The organism is Frigoribacterium sp. MCBA15_019, assembly GCF_001864945.1.
In the GTDB taxonomy this organism is placed as follows: Bacteria; Actinomycetota; Actinomycetes; order Actinomycetales; family Microbacteriaceae; genus Frigoribacterium.
On record NZ_MJGS01000002.1, the window covers coordinates 231,369 to 248,660 of the forward strand.

At 73.0% G+C, this 17,292-nt stretch carries 18 protein-coding genes, 1 pseudogene and 1 riboswitch; of the genes and pseudogenes, 9 read left to right on the top strand and 10 right to left on the bottom strand.

All coding sequences use genetic code 11. The features are described 5' to 3' along the window. Window positions 1-32: 32 nt before the first annotated feature. The 5 genes and pseudogenes from BIV04_RS06005 to ribH all read left to right on the top strand — a co-directional run bounded on the left by BIV04_RS06005 (window position 33) and on the right by ribH (window position 4,499). Entirely contained in the window at window positions 33-1,457 is a 1,425-nt protein-coding gene (locus tag BIV04_RS06005) for an L-serine ammonia-lyase (protein ID WP_071255152.1), read from the top strand. Between the two features lie 68 nt (window positions 1,458-1,525). After that, entirely contained in the window at window positions 1,526-2,218 is a 693-nt protein-coding gene (locus BIV04_RS06010; protein ID WP_071255154.1) for a pentapeptide repeat-containing protein, read from the top strand. 90 nt (window positions 2,219-2,308) lie between these two features. Continuing rightward, window positions 2,309-2,444: riboswitch (FMN riboswitch) on the top strand. A 182-nt stretch (window positions 2,445-2,626) separates the two neighbouring features. Then, a complete protein-coding gene (locus BIV04_RS06015) occupies window positions 2,627-3,262 on the top strand; it encodes a riboflavin synthase (protein ID WP_071255155.1) in 636 nt (211 codons plus the stop codon). 50 nt (window positions 3,263-3,312) lie between these two features. Further along, window positions 3,313-3,975: pseudogene (ribB, locus tag BIV04_RS06020) on the top strand (3,4-dihydroxy-2-butanone-4-phosphate synthase); the annotation flags it as partial. Between the two features lie 23 nt (window positions 3,976-3,998). Continuing rightward, entirely contained in the window at window positions 3,999-4,499 is a 501-nt protein-coding gene (gene ribH / locus BIV04_RS06025) for a 6,7-dimethyl-8-ribityllumazine synthase (RefSeq protein ID WP_071255157.1), read from the top strand. A gap of 220 nt (window positions 4,500-4,719) precedes the next feature. Here ribH and BIV04_RS06030 read toward each other — a convergent pair whose 3' ends face one another. The 3 genes from BIV04_RS06030 to ald all read right to left on the bottom strand — a co-directional run bounded on the left by BIV04_RS06030 (window position 4,720) and on the right by ald (window position 7,398). Continuing rightward, window positions 4,720-5,517 (bottom strand): dienelactone hydrolase family protein, encoded by a 798-nt coding sequence (locus tag BIV04_RS06030; RefSeq protein ID WP_071255158.1) that lies wholly within the window; start codon window positions 5,515-5,517, stop codon window positions 4,720-4,722. A 90-nt stretch (window positions 5,518-5,607) separates the two neighbouring features. After that, window positions 5,608-6,171, bottom strand: coding sequence for a TetR family transcriptional regulator (locus BIV04_RS06035; protein WP_054146322.1), 564 nt, complete (start codon window positions 6,169-6,171; stop codon window positions 5,608-5,610). A gap of 117 nt (window positions 6,172-6,288) precedes the next feature. Then, entirely contained in the window at window positions 6,289-7,398 is a 1,110-nt protein-coding gene (ald, locus tag BIV04_RS06040) for an alanine dehydrogenase (protein ID WP_071255159.1), read from the bottom strand. A 169-nt stretch (window positions 7,399-7,567) separates the two neighbouring features. Here ald and BIV04_RS06045 point away from each other — a divergent pair, with 169 nt between their 5' ends. Beyond that, window positions 7,568-8,038 carry an Lrp/AsnC family transcriptional regulator gene (locus BIV04_RS06045; RefSeq protein ID WP_071255160.1) on the top strand — a complete coding sequence of 157 codons (471 nt, stop codon included), beginning with the start codon at window positions 7,568-7,570 and terminating at the stop codon, window positions 8,036-8,038. 87 nt (window positions 8,039-8,125) lie between these two features. Here BIV04_RS06045 and BIV04_RS06050 read toward each other — a convergent pair whose 3' ends face one another. Both BIV04_RS06050 and BIV04_RS06055 read right to left on the bottom strand, forming a co-directional pair. After that, window positions 8,126-8,569 (bottom strand): GNAT family N-acetyltransferase, encoded by a 444-nt coding sequence (locus BIV04_RS06050; RefSeq protein WP_071255162.1) that lies wholly within the window; start codon window positions 8,567-8,569, stop codon window positions 8,126-8,128. Window positions 8,570-8,621: 52 nt separating this feature from the next. Beyond that, complete coding sequence (locus BIV04_RS06055) at window positions 8,622-9,407, bottom strand: NAD(P)-dependent oxidoreductase (protein ID WP_071255163.1); 786 nt, start codon at window positions 9,405-9,407, stop codon at window positions 8,622-8,624. 278 nt (window positions 9,408-9,685) lie between these two features. On the opposite strand from BIV04_RS06055, the gene BIV04_RS06060 reads away from it, so the two are divergent. After that, complete coding sequence (locus BIV04_RS06060) at window positions 9,686-10,135, top strand: DoxX family protein (RefSeq protein ID WP_071255165.1); 450 nt, start codon at window positions 9,686-9,688, stop codon at window positions 10,133-10,135. A 120-nt stretch (window positions 10,136-10,255) separates the two neighbouring features. Next, window positions 10,256-11,188 (top strand): carbohydrate kinase family protein, encoded by a 933-nt coding sequence (locus BIV04_RS06065; RefSeq protein ID WP_177174775.1) that lies wholly within the window; start codon window positions 10,256-10,258, stop codon window positions 11,186-11,188. 37 nt (window positions 11,189-11,225) lie between these two features. Here the strand turns inward: BIV04_RS06065 and BIV04_RS06070 are convergent, their stop codons facing one another. The 5 genes from BIV04_RS06070 to upp form a co-directional block, all read right to left on the bottom strand. Beyond that, window positions 11,226-12,656 (bottom strand): serine hydrolase, encoded by a 1,431-nt coding sequence (locus tag BIV04_RS06070; RefSeq protein WP_071255168.1) that lies wholly within the window; start codon window positions 12,654-12,656, stop codon window positions 11,226-11,228. A gap of 28 nt (window positions 12,657-12,684) precedes the next feature. Beyond that, window positions 12,685-14,058 (bottom strand): deoxyribodipyrimidine photo-lyase, encoded by a 1,374-nt coding sequence (locus BIV04_RS06075; RefSeq protein ID WP_071255169.1) that lies wholly within the window; start codon window positions 14,056-14,058, stop codon window positions 12,685-12,687. Beyond that, window positions 14,055-14,507 carry a MarR family winged helix-turn-helix transcriptional regulator gene (locus tag BIV04_RS06080; protein WP_071255170.1) on the bottom strand — a complete coding sequence of 151 codons (453 nt, stop codon included), beginning with the start codon at window positions 14,505-14,507 and terminating at the stop codon, window positions 14,055-14,057. Before BIV04_RS06080 ends, BIV04_RS06075 begins: the two co-directional genes overlap by 4 nt. A gap of 333 nt (window positions 14,508-14,840) precedes the next feature. Next, on the bottom strand, window positions 14,841-15,617 hold the full coding sequence (locus tag BIV04_RS06085; protein WP_083396194.1) for a winged helix-turn-helix domain-containing protein: 777 nt from the start codon (window positions 15,615-15,617) through the stop codon (window positions 14,841-14,843). Window positions 15,618-16,116: 499 nt separating this feature from the next. Then, on the bottom strand, window positions 16,117-16,749 hold the full coding sequence (upp, locus tag BIV04_RS06090; RefSeq protein ID WP_054146332.1) for a uracil phosphoribosyltransferase: 633 nt from the start codon (window positions 16,747-16,749) through the stop codon (window positions 16,117-16,119). Between the two features lie 93 nt (window positions 16,750-16,842). On the opposite strand from upp, the gene BIV04_RS06095 reads away from it, so the two are divergent. After that, entirely contained in the window at window positions 16,843-17,274 is a 432-nt protein-coding gene (locus BIV04_RS06095; protein WP_043593089.1) for a nucleoside deaminase, read from the top strand. The last annotated feature ends 18 nt before the right edge of the window (window positions 17,275-17,292 follow it).

Consider the following 17,292-nt stretch of genomic DNA (forward strand, 5'->3'; position numbering starts at 1 on the left):
ACGTCGTCGTGACCCCGGAAGGCAGGTGGCACGTGACCGATCACGTCTCGGCCCTCGATCTCTTCTCGATCGGCATCGGCCCGTCGAGCTCGCACACCGTCGGCCCCATGCGGGCCGCCCGCGAATTCCTCCTCGGCGTCGAGGCCGACGGCCGGCTGACCGAGGTCGCCCGGGTCGAGGCCGTGCTCTACGGCTCGCTCGCCGCGACCGGCCTCGGCCACGGCACGCCCTCGGCCGTCCTCGTCGGCCTCGCGGGCATGCAGCCCGAGACCTGCGATCCCGCGGTCGTCTCGGGCATGCAGCAGGCGGTCGAGCAGGGCGGCGGCCTGCGGTTGCTCGGGCGACACCAGATCGCCTTCGCCCCCAACGACCTGCGGATGGCGCCGCTGACCCGCATGCCGCGGCACCCCAACGCGATGAGCGTCGAGGCCTTCGCCGCCGACGGCGTGAGTCTCGCGCGCGAGGTCTACTTCTCGGTCGGCGGCGGCTTCGTCGTCCGCGACGGCGACGACGAGCAGGCCGTGCCCACCGCCGAGGCGCCGTTCGCCTTCGCCGACGCCGACGACCTGCTGCGCCTCTGCGACGCCGAGGGCGTGTCGATCGCCGAGCTCGCCTGGCGCAACGAGGTCGCGCTGCACGGCGAGGCCGACGCCGCGGCGGGCCTCGACTCGCGCTGGGCCGCCATGCGGGCCTGCGTCGACGCGGGTCTCGAGGCCACGGGCGTCCTGCCCGGCTGGATGAAGGTGCCGCGGCGCGCCCGCCAGTTCGCGACCATGCTGCGCCAGCAAGACGAGCGGGCGACCGCCTACGCGCTCGGCGGCTCCGCGGTCGACCAGGGCCGCGCCTCCTCGCTGCTGGCCTCCGACCTGCCGGCCCAGTGGCTGCAGGCCTACGCGATGGCCGTCAACGAAGAGAACGCGGGCGGCGGGCGCGTGGTCACGGCGCCGACCAACGGGGCTGCCGGCATCATCCCGGCCGTGGGCTACTACGCGATGCGCTTCCACGGCGCGACCGCGGACGAGCTGGCCCGCACCTACCTGCTGACGGCCGCGGCGATCGGTTCGCTCTACAAGCGCAACGCGTCGATCTCGGGGGCCGAGGCCGGTTGTCAGGGCGAGGTCGGCTCGGCCGCGTCGATGGCCGCGGGGGCGCTGACCGCGCTGCTCGGCGGAACGCCCCGGCAGGTCGAGAACGCCGCCGAGATCGCGATGGAGCACCACCTCGGCCTCACCTGCGACCCCGTGGGCGGCTTCGTCCAGGTGCCCTGCATCGAGCGCAACGCCATCGCGGCGGGCACGGCGGTCGCCGCGACCCGCATGGCCCTGCTCGGCGACGGCAGCCACGTCGTCAGCCTCGACACCGTCATCGAGACGATGCGTCAGACCGGCCGAGACATGAAGGACAGCTACAAAGAGACCAGCCGCGCCGGGCTCGCCGTCAACGTCATCGAGTGCTGACCGCGGGCGGCGGGCACCCGACCCGAGGAGGCGCGGGTCGTGTCGGACGTCGCCGCTAGCCTCGTCGCATGACCCCGCCGCGCCGCCCCACGCCGTCCCGCCCCGCGACCCCGGGCGGCACCGACGCCCCGCGGCTCGACCCCGTCGATCCGCAGGGGCTCGTCGACCTCGGCACCGACCTGCTGGGTCCGCGCGACAGCCGTGAGCTCGAGCGCTACGTCGACGCCGACCTCACCGACCGCGACCTCGAGGGGGCCGAGTTCACCGAGTGCGTCTTCGAGGCGCCCCGGCTCGGGTCTGCTCGACTGCGCGGTGCGCGCCTGGTCGAGTCGGTGTTGGCCGACTCGTTCGCCCCCGAACTGGCCGCCGCGCGCAGCACCTGGCGTGACGTCCGCGTCGAGCGGCCCCGGTGGGGGTCGGCCGAGCTGTTCGACGCCGAGCTCCGGTCGGTGCACGTGGTCGGCGGCAAGATCGACTTCCTCAACCTCCGCGGGGCGCGGCTCACCGACGTCGTGATCGAGGGGTGCACGATCGGCGAACTCGACCTCGGGGGTGTGCAGGCTCTGCGGGTCGCGTTGGTCGACTGCCGCATCGGCACGCTCGACGTGACCCGCGCCTCCCTGTCGCACACCGACCTGCGCACCAGCGACTTCTCGCGCATCGACGGCTTCGAAGGGCTTCGCGGCGCGACCATCGACGAGCTGCAGCTGGCGACCTTCGCCCCGACGATGGCGGCTCACCTCGGGCTCGTCGTCGGCTGAGCTCGGGCCGCCCGTGTTGCGCCCGGCTACGCCCTGGCCGAACACGTCGGGGCTGCACGAGGCGGCGGTGCTATCGTCGCCGACAGAGCAACGCGCTCCGGGGTCAGTGAAAATCTGAGCCGGCGGTCACAGTCCGCGACCCGTGTCGTCACCGAGAGGTGGCGGCCCGGTTGAACCGGTGGAACTCCGGTACCGACGGTCATAGTCCGGATGAGAGGTAGCGCGGGCCCGGTCGTCCGTCCGCGGACCCCGGGCCGATGCCGACCCTCGCGTCGCGCACCCCCGGAGAGCCCTCGGCACACAGCCAGGCAGACCGGAGGACGACATGACGACGCAGGCGACAACGCCCCGCGGGCCCGACGCACGGACGCGCCGCCCCATCGACGCGACGAGCACGGCGGTGCGCTGATGTTCACCGGTCTCGTCGAAGAACTCGGACGCGTCGAGCGCGTCGACGACCAGGGCGACAGCGTCCGCCTGACGGTCCACGGCCCGGCCGTGCTGACCGACGCCGCGCACGGCGACTCCATCTCGGTCAGCGGCGTCTGCCTGACGGTGGTCGCGCAGCAGGGCGACACGTTCACGGCCGACGTCATGAGGCAGACGCTGGCCATGAGCACGGTCGGGGCGTTCGGCCCCGGCACGCCCGTGAACCTCGAACGCGCCGCCCGCGTCGGCGACCGCCTCGGCGGTCACATCGTGCAGGGCCACGTCGACGGCACGGCCACGGTCGTCGAGATCGAGCAGGGCGACGCCTGGCGTCGGGTCCGCTTCGACCTCGCCGACGACCTCGCGCCCCTGCTCGTCGACAAGGGCTCGGTGACGCTCGACGGCGTCAGCCTCACGGTCAGCGCGATCAGCGAGCCCGGCGAGGCAACGGGGTGGTTCGAGGTCAGCCTCATCCCCGAGACGCTCGCCGTGACGACGCTCGGCGGCAAAGCCGTCGGCGACCGGGTCAACGTCGAGACCGACGTGCTCGCCCGTCACGTGCGCCGCATGCTGCGGCTGGACGCGCTCGACGCCGACGCGACGGGTCGCCCGTGACCGTGTCCACACCCGCCGAGGAGGCGCGGGTCGACTCGCGTCTCGCGCCGATCGAGCTCGCCCTCGAACACCTGCGTCGGGGCCGACCCGTCGTGGTGGTCGACGACGAGTCCCGCGAGAACGAGGGCGACGTCGTCCTGTCGGCCGAGCTGGCCTCGCCCGAGTGGATCGCCTGGACGGTGCGGGTGTCGTCGGGTTTCGTCTGCGCGCCGATGACCAACGAGATCGCCGATCGACTCGACCTGCCGCCGATGGTCGCCCACAACGAGGACGCCCGCGGCACGGCCTACACGGTCAGCGTCGACGCGGCGGCCGGTGTGACGACGGGCATCAGCGCGTCCGACCGGGCGACGACCCTGCGCACGCTCGCGTTGCCGACGAGCGTGCGCGACGACCTGCACCGCCCCGGGCACGTTCTGCCCCTGCGGGCCCGCGACGGCGGAGTCCGTGAGCGCGACGGCCACACCGAGGCCTCCGTCGACCTGATGAAGGCCGCAGGGCTGCGACCCGTCGCCGTCATCAGCGAGATCGTGGGCGACGACGGCGAGATGATGCGCCTGCACGAACTGCTCGGCTTCGGTGCCCGTGAGGGGGTCCCGGTCGTGACGATCGCCGACCTCGTCACCTGGTTGGGCGACCGCGACCTCGACGATCCCGCCCCCGTGCCCGGCGTGCCGACCCTCGACACCACGACCACGACCACGACCCCCACCAGGACCCCCGAAGGAGACCCCGCATGAGCGGAGCAGGCGCCCCCACCGAACTCGACGTCGACGGCACGGGAGTGCGCGTGACCATCGTCGCCGGCACCTGGCACGAGACGATCACCGACGGGCTGCTGGCTGGCGCGCTGGCCACCGTCGAGCGCCTCGGCGCCACGGCCACCGTCGTGCGCGTGCCCGGCAGCTTCGAACTGCCCGTCGTCGCGAAGGCCGCGCTCGAGGCCGGGGCCGACGCGGTCGTCGCCCTCGGCGTGATCATCCGTGGCGGCACGCCGCACTTCGAGTACGTGTCCGACGCCGCGACCTCGGGCCTGCTGCGGGTGACCCTCGACACGGGCAAGCCCGTCGGGTTCGGCGTCCTCACCCTCGACGACGAGCAGCAGGGCCTCGACCGTGCCGGCCTGCCCGGCTCGAAAGAGGACAAGGGTGCCGAGGCCGCCCACGCGGCCGTCGCGACGGCCGTCCGACTGCGCGACATCGCCCGAGCGGGCTCGGGCCGCGTCATCGGCTTCTAGGACCGACGGCTTCCAGGACCTGCGGGGCGCCGGTCCCTCGACCCGCGCCTCCCCGGGTCCGCGACCCGCGCCTCCTGGCGGGCGATTCGCGACCTCTCCGACCGCTCCGACCGTGCCGAACCCGACAGCCGGACGACGACACGCCGCTCACCTCGAGAGAGGAGCGGCGTGTCGGGCGGCCGGTGTCGCGGAGTGCACACCCGGGCAGGGGGCCGACCGGCTAGGCGAGGACCTCGGCCAGGAAGCTCTCGAGCTGCTGCCACGAGCGGCGGTCCGCCCGGGCGTCGTACTGCGCACCGTGCTCGGGTGCGTCGGTGCCGGGCACGGCGAAGGCGTGCATGACGCCGCTGTAGCTCAGCACCTGCCAGTCCGGGGCCTCGGCCGCGCGCATCTCGTCCTCGAAGCCGACGACCGCCTCGTCGGGCACCACCGGGTCGGCCGCACCCGTCATCACGAGCAGCGGGGCCGTCACGGCACCCTTCTCGGCGGGCATCCCCGTGCCGAGTCCGCCGTGGAACGACACGACCCCCGCCACGTCGGCACCCGCGCGGGCCAGCTCGAGGGCACCCGAGCCGCCGAAGCAGTAGCCCATCACGGCGATCCGCGACGGGTCGACGCCCGGCTCGGCGCGCAGGCGCTCGAGGTTCGCCAGCAGGCGCGACCGGAACAGCGCGACGTCGCCGTAGTACTTGCCCGCCTCGCCTGCGGCCTCCTGCGGCGACGGGCGCACGCCCTGCCCGTAGACGTCGCCGGCCAGCGCCACGTAGCCGAGCCGCGCGAGCATCTGCGCGCGCACCTTGACGTGGTCCACGACGCCGAACCAGTCGTGCAGCACGAGCACGCCGGGCACGAGCTCGGACGAGGAGGCGCGGGCCGGCGTCGCGAGGAAGCCCTCGAGATCGACGTCGGTCGCCGCGTACACCGCGTCCGTCGTCGTGACGCCGCCCGGGTCGGGCACGCTGTCGAGGACGCGCTGCAGGTCGGGGGAGAGGGCGGGAGTGGGTTCGGTCGTGGTCACACGGGGACGCTACTCCCGGCCGGTCGGACGGCGCCGACCGGTCTCGGCCAGGTCTCGGCCGGGTTCTCGGAACGGGACGCGGGCCGGGTCTCAGCCCGGGTCGACGATGCGGGCCACCGCCTGTCGCACGACGTCGCACCGCCTCTGTTGGGGACCGGTGTGCATGTTGGTGGCCTCGGGGGTGACGAACCAGGCCAGCACGACCCCGAAGACCATGGTCAGCAATTCGTCGGCGTCCCAGCCGGACGAGATGTCGCCGGCGTCCTGCGCCGCGCGCACCGAATCGCGGCGAGCCTCGAGCTGGCCGTGGTCGAGCACGCCGGGGCTCGGCAGCGCGACGCCCTCGATCTGACCCCAGAGCAGCAGTCGGGCGTCGTCGGGGTTCGAGGCCAGGTGGTCGTAGAGGGCGCTCGCCCAGCCCGGCAGGTCGTGGGCGTCGAAGGGGACGACCGCGACCCAGCGACCGATGCTCTCACCGAGCGCGGCGTCGAAGAGGTCGCGCTTGGTCGAGAAGTGGGCGTAGAGGCGCTCTTTGCTCGCCTCGGCGTCGCGCGCGATCGTGTCGACGCGGGCCCCGGCGAGGCCGCGGGCCGCGAACTCGGTCCTCGCTGCCTCGAGCAGCCGTTCCCGCGGAGGGGTGGGTCGTCGTGCCATGCCCAGAGCATAGGGGCTGGACCCCACCGGACCACCCGGTTCGGACCGAGGTCTTCGCTTACCGGACCGACCGGTTCGCCAGGCGTCCTGGCGGGCACCGTCGCAGCGTCGGAGGGGTCAGAGGGTGCGGGCGTCCGCCAGGTCGACGCCGGCCGCGCTCGCGACGCCGGCGTTGGTGATGCGCCCGGCGACCGCGTTGACACCCCGTGCCAGCGACGCGTCGGCGGCGACGGCGTCACGCCACCCCCGGTCGGCGAGGGCCAGCGCGTAGGGCATGGTCGCGTTGGTCAGGGCCCGGGTCGAGGTCTGGGGGACGGCGCCGGGCATGTTGGCGACGCAGTAGTAGACGCTGTCGTGCACGGCGAAGGTCGGGTCGTCGTGCGTGGTCGCGTGCGATCCCTCGAAGCAGCCGCCCTGGTCGATGGCGATGTCGACGAGCACCGACCCGGGACGCATCGACGCCACCATGTCGTCGGTGACGAGCTTGGGGGCCTGGGCGCCGGGGATCAGCACCGAGCCGATGACCAGGTCGGCCGCCGCGACCTGGGCGCCGATCTCGTAGGCCGTCGAGGCGCGGGTCTGCACCCGGCCGCCGAACTGCACCTCGAGGGCACGGAGGCGCGGCAGCGACACGTCGATGACGGTCACGTCCGCGCCGAGGCCGAGGGCGTTCGCGGCGGCGTGCTCGCCGGCGACGCCGCCGCCGATGACGACCACCTTCGCCTTCGGGGTGCCGGGGACGCCACCGAGCAGCACGCCCGTGCCGCCGATCGGCTTCATCAGGTGGTAGGCACCGACCATCGTGGACAGGCGGCCCGCGACCTCGCTCATCGGCGAGAGCAGCGGCAGGCTGCGATCGTCCCGCTGGACCGTCTCGTACGCGATCGCGGTCGTGCCGGAGGCGAGGACGGCCTCGGTGCACTCGGGCGACGCCGCGAGGTGCAGGTAGGTGAAGAGGGTCTGGTCGGCCCGCATCAACGGGTACTCGGCCGCGATCGGCTCCTTGACCTTCATCAGCAGATCGGACTCGCCCCAGACGGTGGCCGCGTCGTCCACCACCGTCGCGCCCGCGGCGACGAACTCGTCGTCGGAGAACCCCGAACCCCGTCCGGCACCCGCCTGCACGATCACGTCGTGTCCACGGCGCGAGAACTCGTGGACGCCGGCCGGAGTCGCGGCGACGCGGTTCTCGTTGTTCTTGATCTCGGTGGGGATGCCGACGCGCATGGTTCGTCCTCTCGGGAGTGGCCTCGACGACGGGCGGCCGGTGCACGCCTCTGTTCGCCGAACTGAGGTCAGTGTGCTGTTTCGTGCCGAAGCGTGCCAAGCTCTCCGCACGAGATTCTGTGCGGAGCCCTACTCACCGCACGATCGACGACGAGAGGTGCGACGAGACATGGCTGCGACGAACGACGTTCGGCTCGACGAGATCGACCGACAGCTCGTCCGCCTGCTGGTCGCGAACAGTCGCACCCCGAACGCCACCCTGGCCGCGCAGGTGGGGATCGCTCCGTCGACGTGTCTCGCGCGCCTCCGGTCGCTCGTCGAGCGCGGCGTCGTCGCCGGCTTCGGGGCCGACGTCGACCTGTCGGCACTCGGGCTCGACCTGCAGGCCTTGATCAGCGTGACGATCCTCGCGTCGGCCCGGCAACGCATCGCCGCCTTCTCGGCCGAGATCCGGGCCCTGCCGCAGGTGGTGCAGCTGTTCTTCCTGGGCGGGTCCGAGGACTTCATCATCCACCTGGCCGTCCGCGACACGAACGACGTGCGCGAGTTCGTGCTCGACCACCTCTCGGCGCACCCGGCCGTCGCCTCGACCCGCACCAGCCTGGTCTTCGAGCACCACCAGCCCGGCCCGACCGTCTGACCGGCCGGCCGTCTGACCTGCCGACCGTCTGGCCGGCCCGACCGTCTGACCTGCCGGCCGACGACGCACCGGCGGGCGGGGCCGACCTCAGCGCGAGGCGGCGAGCGTCATCGGCAAGTGGGGGATGCCGTCCTCGAGGAACTCGTCACCGTCGACCACGAAGCCGAACCGCGAGTACCAGCCCGAGAGGTGGGCCTGGGCGTCGAGCCGGATCAGTCGACCCTCGCACCCGGCGACGGCCGCTCGCATCAGGTCGGCTGCGAGCCCACGGCCGCGAGCAGCCGCCGCCGTGGCCACCCGGCCGATGCGACGGTCGTCGCCGTCGTGCAGCACCCGGAGCGTCGCCAGGACCCGGGCGTCGTCGTCGGCGAACCAGAGGAGGCGCGCGGTCGGTTCGAGGTCGCGCCCGTCGAGCTCGGGGTAGGGGCAGTCCTGTTCGACGACGAAGACGTCGACCCGGAGGCGGAGGATCGCGTAGAGGACGACGGGGTCGATCTCGGCGACGGACGACGAGTGCAGGCTGGGGTTCACGGAGCCACGCTATCGGCCTCACGGGCGTGACCGGATGCCGCCGCCGAGCCGGTCACCAGGCCTCACCCAGCGGCATGGTCGTGAAGGCGCCGCCGACGGGTGCGTCGGGCGGCTGCACCTGCCCGGCGAAACGATCGGCGAAAGCCTCGGCGTCGTCCTCGGGGTGGTAGCCGATGGCCTCGCCTGCAGCGAGCGACACGACGCGGCGGGTGTTCCGGCTGACGCCCCAGACGACGTGGTGCCCGGCCGGGGCCGTCGTGAGGGTGGCCAGGATCAAGCGGGTCGCGTCGGCCGGCGACAGCCACGTGCCGAGGCTGCGGACGTCGTGCGGCTCGACCTCGGCCGTCATGATGCGCGCCGACACGACGGTCGAGCCGAAGCGGTCGGCGTACAGGCTGCCGACGGCCTCGAGCAGCACCTTGCTGACGCCGTAGAACGAGTCGGGGCGTGGGGCGGGGACGTCGTGGTCGGCGGCACTCGAGCCGGGTTCGAACCCGACGGCGTGCACCGAACTGGCCGCGAGCAGGCGGGTCACGCCGGCGCGACGGGCGGCCTCGTGCACGACGTACGCGCTCTCGACGTTGAGGTCGCGGATCTCGTGCCACGTGCGCTCGCTGGCGTGGGACGCGAGGTGGACGACCAGGTCGGCCCCGCCGAGCGCCACCGTGAGGGACTCGAGGTCGGTCACGCCGACGTGTTCGAACGTCTCGTGCGCTCGGAGGTCGTCCGGTGGCGTGACCACGTCGAGCAGCCGCAGATCGTGACCGGCCTCGAGCAGGAGGGGGCGGACCCAGGTCGCGATGCGTCCCGAGCCCCCCGTGATCGCGATGGTCGCCATGTGTGCCGCCTCTCGTCGTGGGCGCGTCGGCCCGTCCCGTCGTCTGCACCGATCCTGCCCGGGACCACCGACACTGCCACTCGGGGCACGTCCGGCGTCCGCCGAACGGCCTTCGCGAGGCGTCCCCGCGTCCCCCGGATGCCCCACCCGAGCCTGACAGGGTTCTGGCGAAGGCCTGGCAGGGCGCTCCACGGCCCCGGTCGGTGACGCGTCACCTCATACCGTGACGGAGGGCCCGACGACGTGCCACGACCCCGTTCCCGACCGAAAGGCACCTCATGTCGTCAGCTTCCTCGTCCCTCGGACTCCTCCTGGTCCGCGTCGTCCTCGGGGTCGTCTTCGTCGCCCACGGGTGGCAGAAGCTCGCCGTCGACGGCCTCGCCGCGACGCAGGGCGCCTTCGGCGGCATGGGCATCCCGCTCGCCCAGGTGGCTGCCCCGGTCGCGGCCGTCACCGAGCTCGCCGCCGGTGTCGCGCTCGTCGTCGGCTTCGCCACGCGGGTCGCCGCCGCCCTCCTGGCGGTCACGGCGGTCGTCGCCCTGGTCGCCGTCCACCTGCCGAACGGCTTCTACTCGACGGCCGGCGGCTTCGAGTACGTCCTCGTCCTCGCGGTCGCCTCGATCGCGATCGTGCTCACCGGGCCGGGCCGCCTCGCCCTCGACGCCCTGGTCGTCCGCGGACGGCGTGCCCGTCGCGAGGCCCCGGCCTCGCAGCCCGTCACCGTCTGACCGACGAAGACCGCGCGCCAGGTCGGCGGGGCCGGGACGGGTGAACGTGACGTCCCCGCGAGGGTGATTTGCGCCTCCTCGTCCCGTCCCGGCCCTCGATCCGTGGTCGGGTGGATGCCGATGACCCTCGCCACCGACCGCCTCCGCCCCTCGGGTGACCGACCCCGAACCGTGTCGCCCGTCCTCGTCTTCGGGGACGTCCTCGACGACATCATCGTCAGCCCTCGGGCGGGCGACGCCACCGGAACCGAGACGGCCGCCACCATCCGGCACCGGGCCGGGGGCTCGGCGGCGAACACGGCCGCGTGGCTCGGGTCCTTGGGGGTCGACGTCTCGTTCGTCGGTCGGGTGGGCACGGCCGACCTGCAGCGACACTCGCAACTGCTCGCCAACGCAGGGGTCGTGGCCCGGCTGGCCTACGACGCGCACGACCCGACGGGCACGGTCGTGATCACGGTCGACGGCTCGTCGCGCACCATGTTCACCGATCGGGGAGCGGGCGCCTCGCTGGGCCCCGACGACGTTCCGGACGACCTCGTCGCCGGGGCCGGTCTCGTGCACTTCACGGGCTACACGGTCGCCCAGTCCCGCAGCCCTGTCGCCCTCCGACGCCTGGTGGGCCGGGCTCGGGTGGCCGGAGCGCTCGTCTCGGTCGCACCGGGCAGCGCCTCGGTCGTCCGCCGGTTCGGGGTGTCGGCGTTCCTCGCGGCCGTCCACGGGGCCGATCTCTTCTTCCCGTCGGACGAGACGGCTCGCGAGCTGACCGGGCTGGACAAGCCGATCGCCTCGGCGACGGCCCTCGCCGAGCACGTCGGAGTGGTCGCTCTCGTCGCCGACGACGGGGGAGCCGTCGTGGTCTCGCGGGGGCAGCCACCGGTCGTGGTCGACGGGGTCGCCTCGCGCTGGGTCGACTCGGTGGGTCTCGTCGACGCGTTCTCGGCCGGGTTCATCGCCGCGTGGGCGACGTCGCGCAGCCTGGGGGTCGCGGGACGCAGCGGGGCCCGTGCCGCCGCCCGGGCCGCCGGGGTGGCCGGAGGGCGCCCGCCCGCCTGACGACGTCGGACCGGACGAGCGCCGGACGGGCCCTGGGTCAGCGCGGACTCTCGACGCTGACCAGCACGGTCTGGACCCGGGGCGGGCGCTCGGGAGTGAGCCGGATCTCGAACCGGACGACACCGCGGGCACCGCGTCGACGCCAGACCAGGTGCGACGGTGCCGACGACTCGTCGGCCGGGAGCGGATCACCGTCGCCGGAGTCGTCCCAGCCCCCCACCGACTCGACGAGAGCGGCCCAGGAGGCGCGGCGCCGGTCGAGGGGGAGGTCCAGGTCGACGTTCTCGCTGAACAACCCGTCGGGCACCGTCCCGCCGCGGACCACGGCCTCGACCGCGTCCCGCGCGGCCGACGTCTCGGGCCACGGGTGCACGACGACACGGGCGTCGGGGCGGTCGGCCATCATGCCGTCGAGTGCGAGCCCGATCGGCTCGGAGACCTTCGAGTAGGTCGCGTTCTCGAACCCGATCGCGCCGAGGCCGGTCGCGGTCTGCCAGCGCATGTGGGCCGAGAAGCCGGGGTAGCCCCCGCTGTGCGACACGACGGGGCCGTGGTCGGGGTAGTGCTCGACGAACAGGCCGAACCCGTAGCCGCCGGGGTGCCCGGCCCGGGCGGGGACGAACCGCTGCACCTGTTGCATCTCGCGTCGGGAGGCGCGCGAGAGGATGCCGTCGAGGTCGCCCTGGCCCTCGGGGTCGAACGCGGAGCCGAGCCAGCGCGCCCAGCGCGCGAGGTCGGTCACGGTGCTGAACAACCCGCCGATCGGCGAGAACGCGCCCGGGCCCGAGAACGGCAGGGCGTCGCCCCCGTCGGAGGCGCGGCGATGGCCGATCGCGACCCCGCCGGTGGCCGACACGGTCGCCTCGAACCCGGTGCTCGTCAGACCGAGCGGCTCGAGGACGGTGGACTCGACGACCTCGCGGTAGGGCCTCCCGGCGACGGCCGCGATCGCCCGGCCCACGAGGGCGAAGCCGAGGTTGGAGTAGGCGAAGGTCGTGCCCGGCACGCTGTCGAAGCTCAGCCCGGCCCGCAGCAGGGAGTCGAGCTCGTCGTCGGTGAGGGACTCCTGCCGGTCGCCCCACGGATCGTCGGTGGGGAACCCCGCCGACATGGTCAGGAGCATGCGCAGGGTCGGCACGGGGGAGTCGGAGGTGGGCAGGGTGACGTCGGCGAAGGCCGGCACGAAGTCGGTGATCGGCGCGTCGAGCGACACGAGCCCGGCGTCGCGTTGGGCGAGCAGGGCCGTCGCGGTGAAGCTCTTCGTGCACGAGGCGATGCGGTACGCCGTGTCGACGCCCGGTGCGGCGCCGGGGGCGATCTCGCCATACGAGCCGTCGTGCGTGACGCCCGTGCGGTCGAAGGTCGCCCAGACGGCGCTCGGCCCGCGACGCTCGGGCGCGCGCGCGGCGAACACGGCGTCGATCCCCGCGGGTGGGCCGGTACGGGCAGGGTGTGATGACGTCGTCACGGAGGGGGTCCTCTCGGGGGGGGCGGGGTCATTCGGTGCGGGTGGTGCGGCGCATCGCCTCGTAGGCGTCGAGCGCGGCCCGGCGCGAGGCCTTGAGGTCGACCATGGGCTCGGGGTACGAGTCGTCGTCGACCTCGGGAACCCAGCGGCGCACGTAGTCGCGCTGCTTGTCGAACTTGTCGGCCTGCAGCACGGGGTTGAACACCCGGAAGTACGGGGCCGCGTCGGCACCCGAGCCGGCCGTCCACTGCCAGTTGGCGGGGTTGTTCGCCTCGTCGGCGTCGACCAGGGTGTCCCAGAACCACTGCTCGCCGACCCGCCAGTCGGCCAGCAGGTTCTTGACGAGGAAGCTGGCCGTGACCATGCGCACCCGGTTGTGCATGTAGCCGGTGGTCCACAGCTCGCGCATGCCGGCGTCCACCAGCGGGATGCCGGTCGTGCCCTGCTGCCACGCCTCGAGCTCGCCCGGCTCGAGTTCGTGCCACGGGAACTCGTCGAACTCGGGTCGGTAGTTCTTCGTGGCGAGGTGCGGGTTCGCGAAGAGGACCGTGTGGTTGAACTCGCGCCAGACGAGTTCGCGCAAGAAGCCCGAGGCCTGCTCGCGGGCGTCGGGCGTGAGGTCGCCCCGCATGCGGTGCCAGACCTGGAACGGGCTGACCTCGCCGAACCGGAGGTGGGGCGAGAGGTGGCTCGTCGCCTCTTGGGCCGGTTCGTCGCGCAGGCCGTAATCGGCCAGGTGGCCCGTGGCGAAGCGTTCGAGCGTGTCGAGGGCGGAGGCCTCGCCCGGGGTCCAGGAGTCGCGGAGCCCGGCGGCCCAGTCGGGTGCCGTGGGCAGGAGGGCCCACGAATCGAGGTCGTCGCTGTCGGGCGCCGTGCGAGGCCCGTGCAGTTCGCCGGGGGCCGCCTCGGGGTGGCGCGGCTCGGGTCGATCGAGGCACGCGCGCCAGAACGGCGTGAAGACCTTGAACGGTTGGCCTTGCCCGGTCTGGATCGTCCACGGTTCGAACATGAGGTTCGCCTGGAAGCTGCGCACGTCGAGCCCACGCTCGCGCAGGGACGACTTGAGCTCGGCGTCCGCGTCGCGGGCGGCGAGGCCGTACCGGCGGTTCCAGAAGACGGCACCGGCGCCGACCTCGTCGACGAGGCGGGGGAGTTCGCGCGCCTGGGGCCCCCGGCGCAGGGTCAGTCGGCCGCCGACGGCCCGGAGCGACTCGGCGAGGGCGGCGAGGCTGTGGTGCAGCCACCAGCGCGAGGCGCCGCCGAGGGGGCGGATGCCGTCTGTCTCGTCGTCGAGCAGGAAGAGGACGACGACCGGCTCTCCGCGCTCGACGGCGGCCACGAGGGCGGGGTTGTCGGCGAGGCGCAGGTCGTCACGCAACCAGACGATCGAGGGTGACGTCATGCGGTCGCCCCGACCGGAGTGCCCAGGCGCAGTTTGGTGCACAGGTCGGCCAGGGAGGCCAGTTCGTCGTCGTCGAGTGCACCGCCCACGCGTCGCCGGATCGCCTCGGCGTGACTGATCGCCGTACGACGGTAGAGGTCGTAGCCCTCGTCGGTCATGGTCACGATGATGCCTCGCCCGTCGCCGGGGTCGGAGGTCTTCTCGACGATGCCCTTCGAGGCGAGGCGGTCGACGAGGCGGCTGATGCTCGGCTGCGTGAGCAAGAGGTGACGGGTCAGATCGCGGATGCGGGCCCGCCGATCGGGCTGGTTCGACAGGTTGAACAGCACGTCGTACTCGTTGAACGAGATCTCACTGGTCGGAAAGCACTCGGTCAGTTCGCGCATGACGCTCACCTGGGCCCGGAACAGGGCTTCCCAGGCCCCCACGGCCATCGATGTCTCGCTCATGTCGTACCTCACGTTCGTCGAGGACGAGTCTACGAAAGGCCGCCGACCTCGGGCCGACACGGGTGGGGACGAGACACGCGCACCGCATGGTCGGGGCACACGACAGGTCGTCGGGGCACACGACAGAGGGCCGGTCGCCTGTCGGCGACCGGCCCTCTTCCCTTGCACCAGGAGTGTCCTGCAATCACATTCCGCCTCGGCCGCCACAGCAAACGACGTCGGCGAGACACAATCTATAACGGATCGGTAACGGTGGTCCAGGGGTGAACCCGAGGAGTTCCTGGGAACTCGGACCGAGCCGTCACCGCGGCCGTCGCGTGAGGCGAGCCGGACTCAGAACACGTCGGGCGACGGCGTCGACGCGTGGCGGATCGAGACGTCCGCGTGGCGGTCGAAGCGGTAGCCGACACCGCGGACGGTGCGGACGATGTCCTCGAAGGCGCCGAGCTTCGACCGCAGCCGGCGGACGTGCACGTCGATGGTGCGTTCGTTCGGCACCTCGTCGTCGCCGTCGGCCCAGAGGCTCGAGATCAGCTCGGCTCGTTCGATGGTGCGGCCCTCGCGCAGGACGAGGTACTGCAGCAGCTCGAACTCCTTGTACGTCAGGGGGGCCACGTCGCCGTCCAGGAGCAGGCGCTTGCGCGAGATGTCGACGACGACCCCGCCGCGGGCGCCGGGCTCGTCGTCCTCGGTGACTTGGCGGCGCTTCGCCAGGGCGGCCGGGTCCTGCAGGGCCAGGCGGACCACCTCGACGTCGCGGCCGCCGGCGCCCTCGGGAGCGAGGGCCACGGCGGCGTGCGTCTCGGCCGAGGGGGCGATCCGACCCACGAGTTCCTTGATCTGCGAGACGACGTCGCCGAGCGAGGTGCCGTCGGCAGCGGCTTTCAGTTCGTCGAGTCCGACGTAGAGGACGAAGCCGCGGGCCTCGGTGCCTTCGGGCACGGCCCGGGGCCGAGGTGCGACGGGAGCCGCGGGAGCCGAGGCGACGGGCGCGGCGGTCGGGGCCGCCGACCGGGCGGGCGCGATCTCGCGGCGGGGAGTCGGGGCGGCGGAGCGGGCGGGCGAGACGGTGCGGGTCGCGGTGACGGGGCGGTCGAGGATGAGGGACATGACAGGCGGGGTCCTTGCGTGACGGCGGCGGTCCCTCGGCCGACGGGTCGCCGGGATGCGAAGGGACTGCTCGATGTGTGTCGGTGCTCGATCCCGCCGGCGATGGTGCCGGACGTCACGAGCAGTCGGTGCGATGCACCGTTCGGGATGCGCGTCGAGGGTGGCGACGCGGAGCATCCTGGAGTCGGTGGCTCAGTGACCGGGTGGGGCCACGAGCTCAGCTGGCGGTGTCAGCAGCTTCGACTCGGCGAGGTGTGTGACCGGATCAGGCACACATTCGACACGTGACAGCGTGCATCGGCATCATCATGCCGGTGCTCCCGAGGGCCTCACGAGAGGTCGGGGCGAGCACACTGTTAGTCATGGGGTTGATCTTGTTACACCCCGCGTCCCGATGTCAAGCGACGCTCGCGTTCCGACCGCGTGGGCGGTCCGGAAACGCCGAACCGCGCCTCCTTCGGTCGAGGAGGCGCGGCCCGGGTCGTCGGGGCGGCGTGCGTCAGGCGAGCCCGTACAGGCGGTCACCCGCATCGCCGAGGCCCGGCACGATGTAGCCCTGCTCGTTGAGCCTCTCGTCGACGGCGCCCAGCACGACGTGGACGTCGCGGCCCTCCATCGCCTTCTCGACGGCGGCGAGGCCCTCGGGTGCGGCCAGGATGCAGACCGCCGTCACGTCGACGGCGCCGCGGTCGAGCAGGTAATCGATCGCCGCGATGAGCGAACCGCCGGTGGCGAGCATCGGGTCGAGCACGAAGCACTGACGGTTCGACAGGTCGTCGGGCAGACGCTCGGCGTAGGTCGTGGGCTGCAGGGTCTCTTCGTCGCGCACCATGCCGAGGAAGCCCACCTCGGCCGTGGGGACGAGCTTGGTCATGCCCTCGAGCATGCCGAGGCCGGCACGCAGGATCGGGACGACGAGCGGTCGCGGCTGGCTGATCTCGAGACCCGTGGTCGGGCCGACCGGGGTCTCGATGTCGACGGGGCTCGTGCGGACGTCGCGCGTGGCCTCGTAGGCCAGCAGCGTGACGAGCTCTTCGGTCAGCGCCCGGAAAGTGGGGGAGGGCGTGCTCTTGTCGCGGAGCACGGTCAGCTTGTGGGTGATCAGGGGGTGGTCCGCTACGTGCACTCGCATAGGCTCAACGGTAGCGGAGTCGACCGGTTCCGTGAGCCGTCCCGACCCCGCAGAGGCCCCGTGATCGCCGTCCCGCCCGAGTTCGACGACTGGATGTCGCTCGCCCTCGCCGAGGCCGACGCCTGTCGCGTCTCGGCCGACGTGCCGGTCGGTGCCGTGGTGGTCGACGCGGACGGCGTGGTGATCGCGACGGGCCGGAACGAACGCGAACTGCGCCAGGACCCGACGGCCCATGCCGAGGTGATCGCCCTCCGGGCCGCCGCCGAGCACACGGGCGACTGGCACCTCACCGGCACGACGCTCGTGGTCACCCTCGAACCCTGCCCCATGTGCGCCGGGGCCCTGCTCGCCGCGCGCGTGCCGCGGCTCGTCTACGGCGCCTGGGACGACAAGGCAGGAGGCGCGGGCAGCGTCTACGACATCGTCCGCGACCGCAGGCTCCCGCACCGCGCCGAGGTCTACGCCGGCGTGCGCGAGGCGGAGTGCCGGGCGCAGCTCGACGCGTTCTTCGCCGAGCGACGCTGAACCGAGCGACGCCGAACC

Bases quoted from the DNA above. Each gene is read 5' to 3' on its own strand.
- BIV04_RS06010 (WP_071255154.1), top strand. From the start codon at position 1,526: ATGACCCCGCCGCGCCGCCCCACGCCGTCCCGCCCCGCGACCCCGGGC.
- ald (WP_071255159.1), bottom strand. From the start codon at position 7,398: ATGCGCGTCGGCATCCCCACCGAGATCAAGAACAACGAGAACCGCGTC.
- BIV04_RS06055 (WP_071255163.1), bottom strand. From the start codon at position 9,407: ATGGCGACCATCGCGATCACGGGGGGCTCGGGACGCATCGCGACCTGG.
- ribH (WP_071255157.1), top strand. From the start codon at position 3,999: ATGAGCGGAGCAGGCGCCCCCACCGAACTCGACGTCGACGGCACGGGA.
- BIV04_RS06080 (WP_071255170.1), bottom strand. From the start codon at position 14,507: ATGAGCGAGACATCGATGGCCGTGGGGGCCTGGGAAGCCCTGTTCCGG.
- BIV04_RS06085 (WP_083396194.1), bottom strand. From the start codon at position 15,617: ATGTCCCTCATCCTCGACCGCCCCGTCACCGCGACCCGCACCGTCTCG.
- BIV04_RS06060 (WP_071255165.1), top strand. From the start codon at position 9,686: ATGTCGTCAGCTTCCTCGTCCCTCGGACTCCTCCTGGTCCGCGTCGTC.
- BIV04_RS06095 (WP_043593089.1), top strand. From the start codon at position 16,843: ATGTCGCTCGCCCTCGCCGAGGCCGACGCCTGTCGCGTCTCGGCCGAC.
- BIV04_RS06075 (WP_071255169.1), bottom strand. From the start codon at position 14,058: ATGACGTCACCCTCGATCGTCTGGTTGCGTGACGACCTGCGCCTCGCC.
- BIV04_RS06065 (WP_177174775.1), top strand. From the start codon at position 10,256: ATGACCCTCGCCACCGACCGCCTCCGCCCCTCGGGTGACCGACCCCGA.
- BIV04_RS06045 (WP_071255160.1), top strand. From the start codon at position 7,568: ATGGCTGCGACGAACGACGTTCGGCTCGACGAGATCGACCGACAGCTC.
- BIV04_RS06035 (WP_054146322.1), bottom strand. From the start codon at position 6,171: ATGGCACGACGACCCACCCCTCCGCGGGAACGGCTGCTCGAGGCAGCG.
- upp (WP_054146332.1), bottom strand. From the start codon at position 16,749: ATGCGAGTGCACGTAGCGGACCACCCCCTGATCACCCACAAGCTGACC.
- BIV04_RS06015 (WP_071255155.1), top strand. From the start codon at position 2,627: ATGTTCACCGGTCTCGTCGAAGAACTCGGACGCGTCGAGCGCGTCGAC.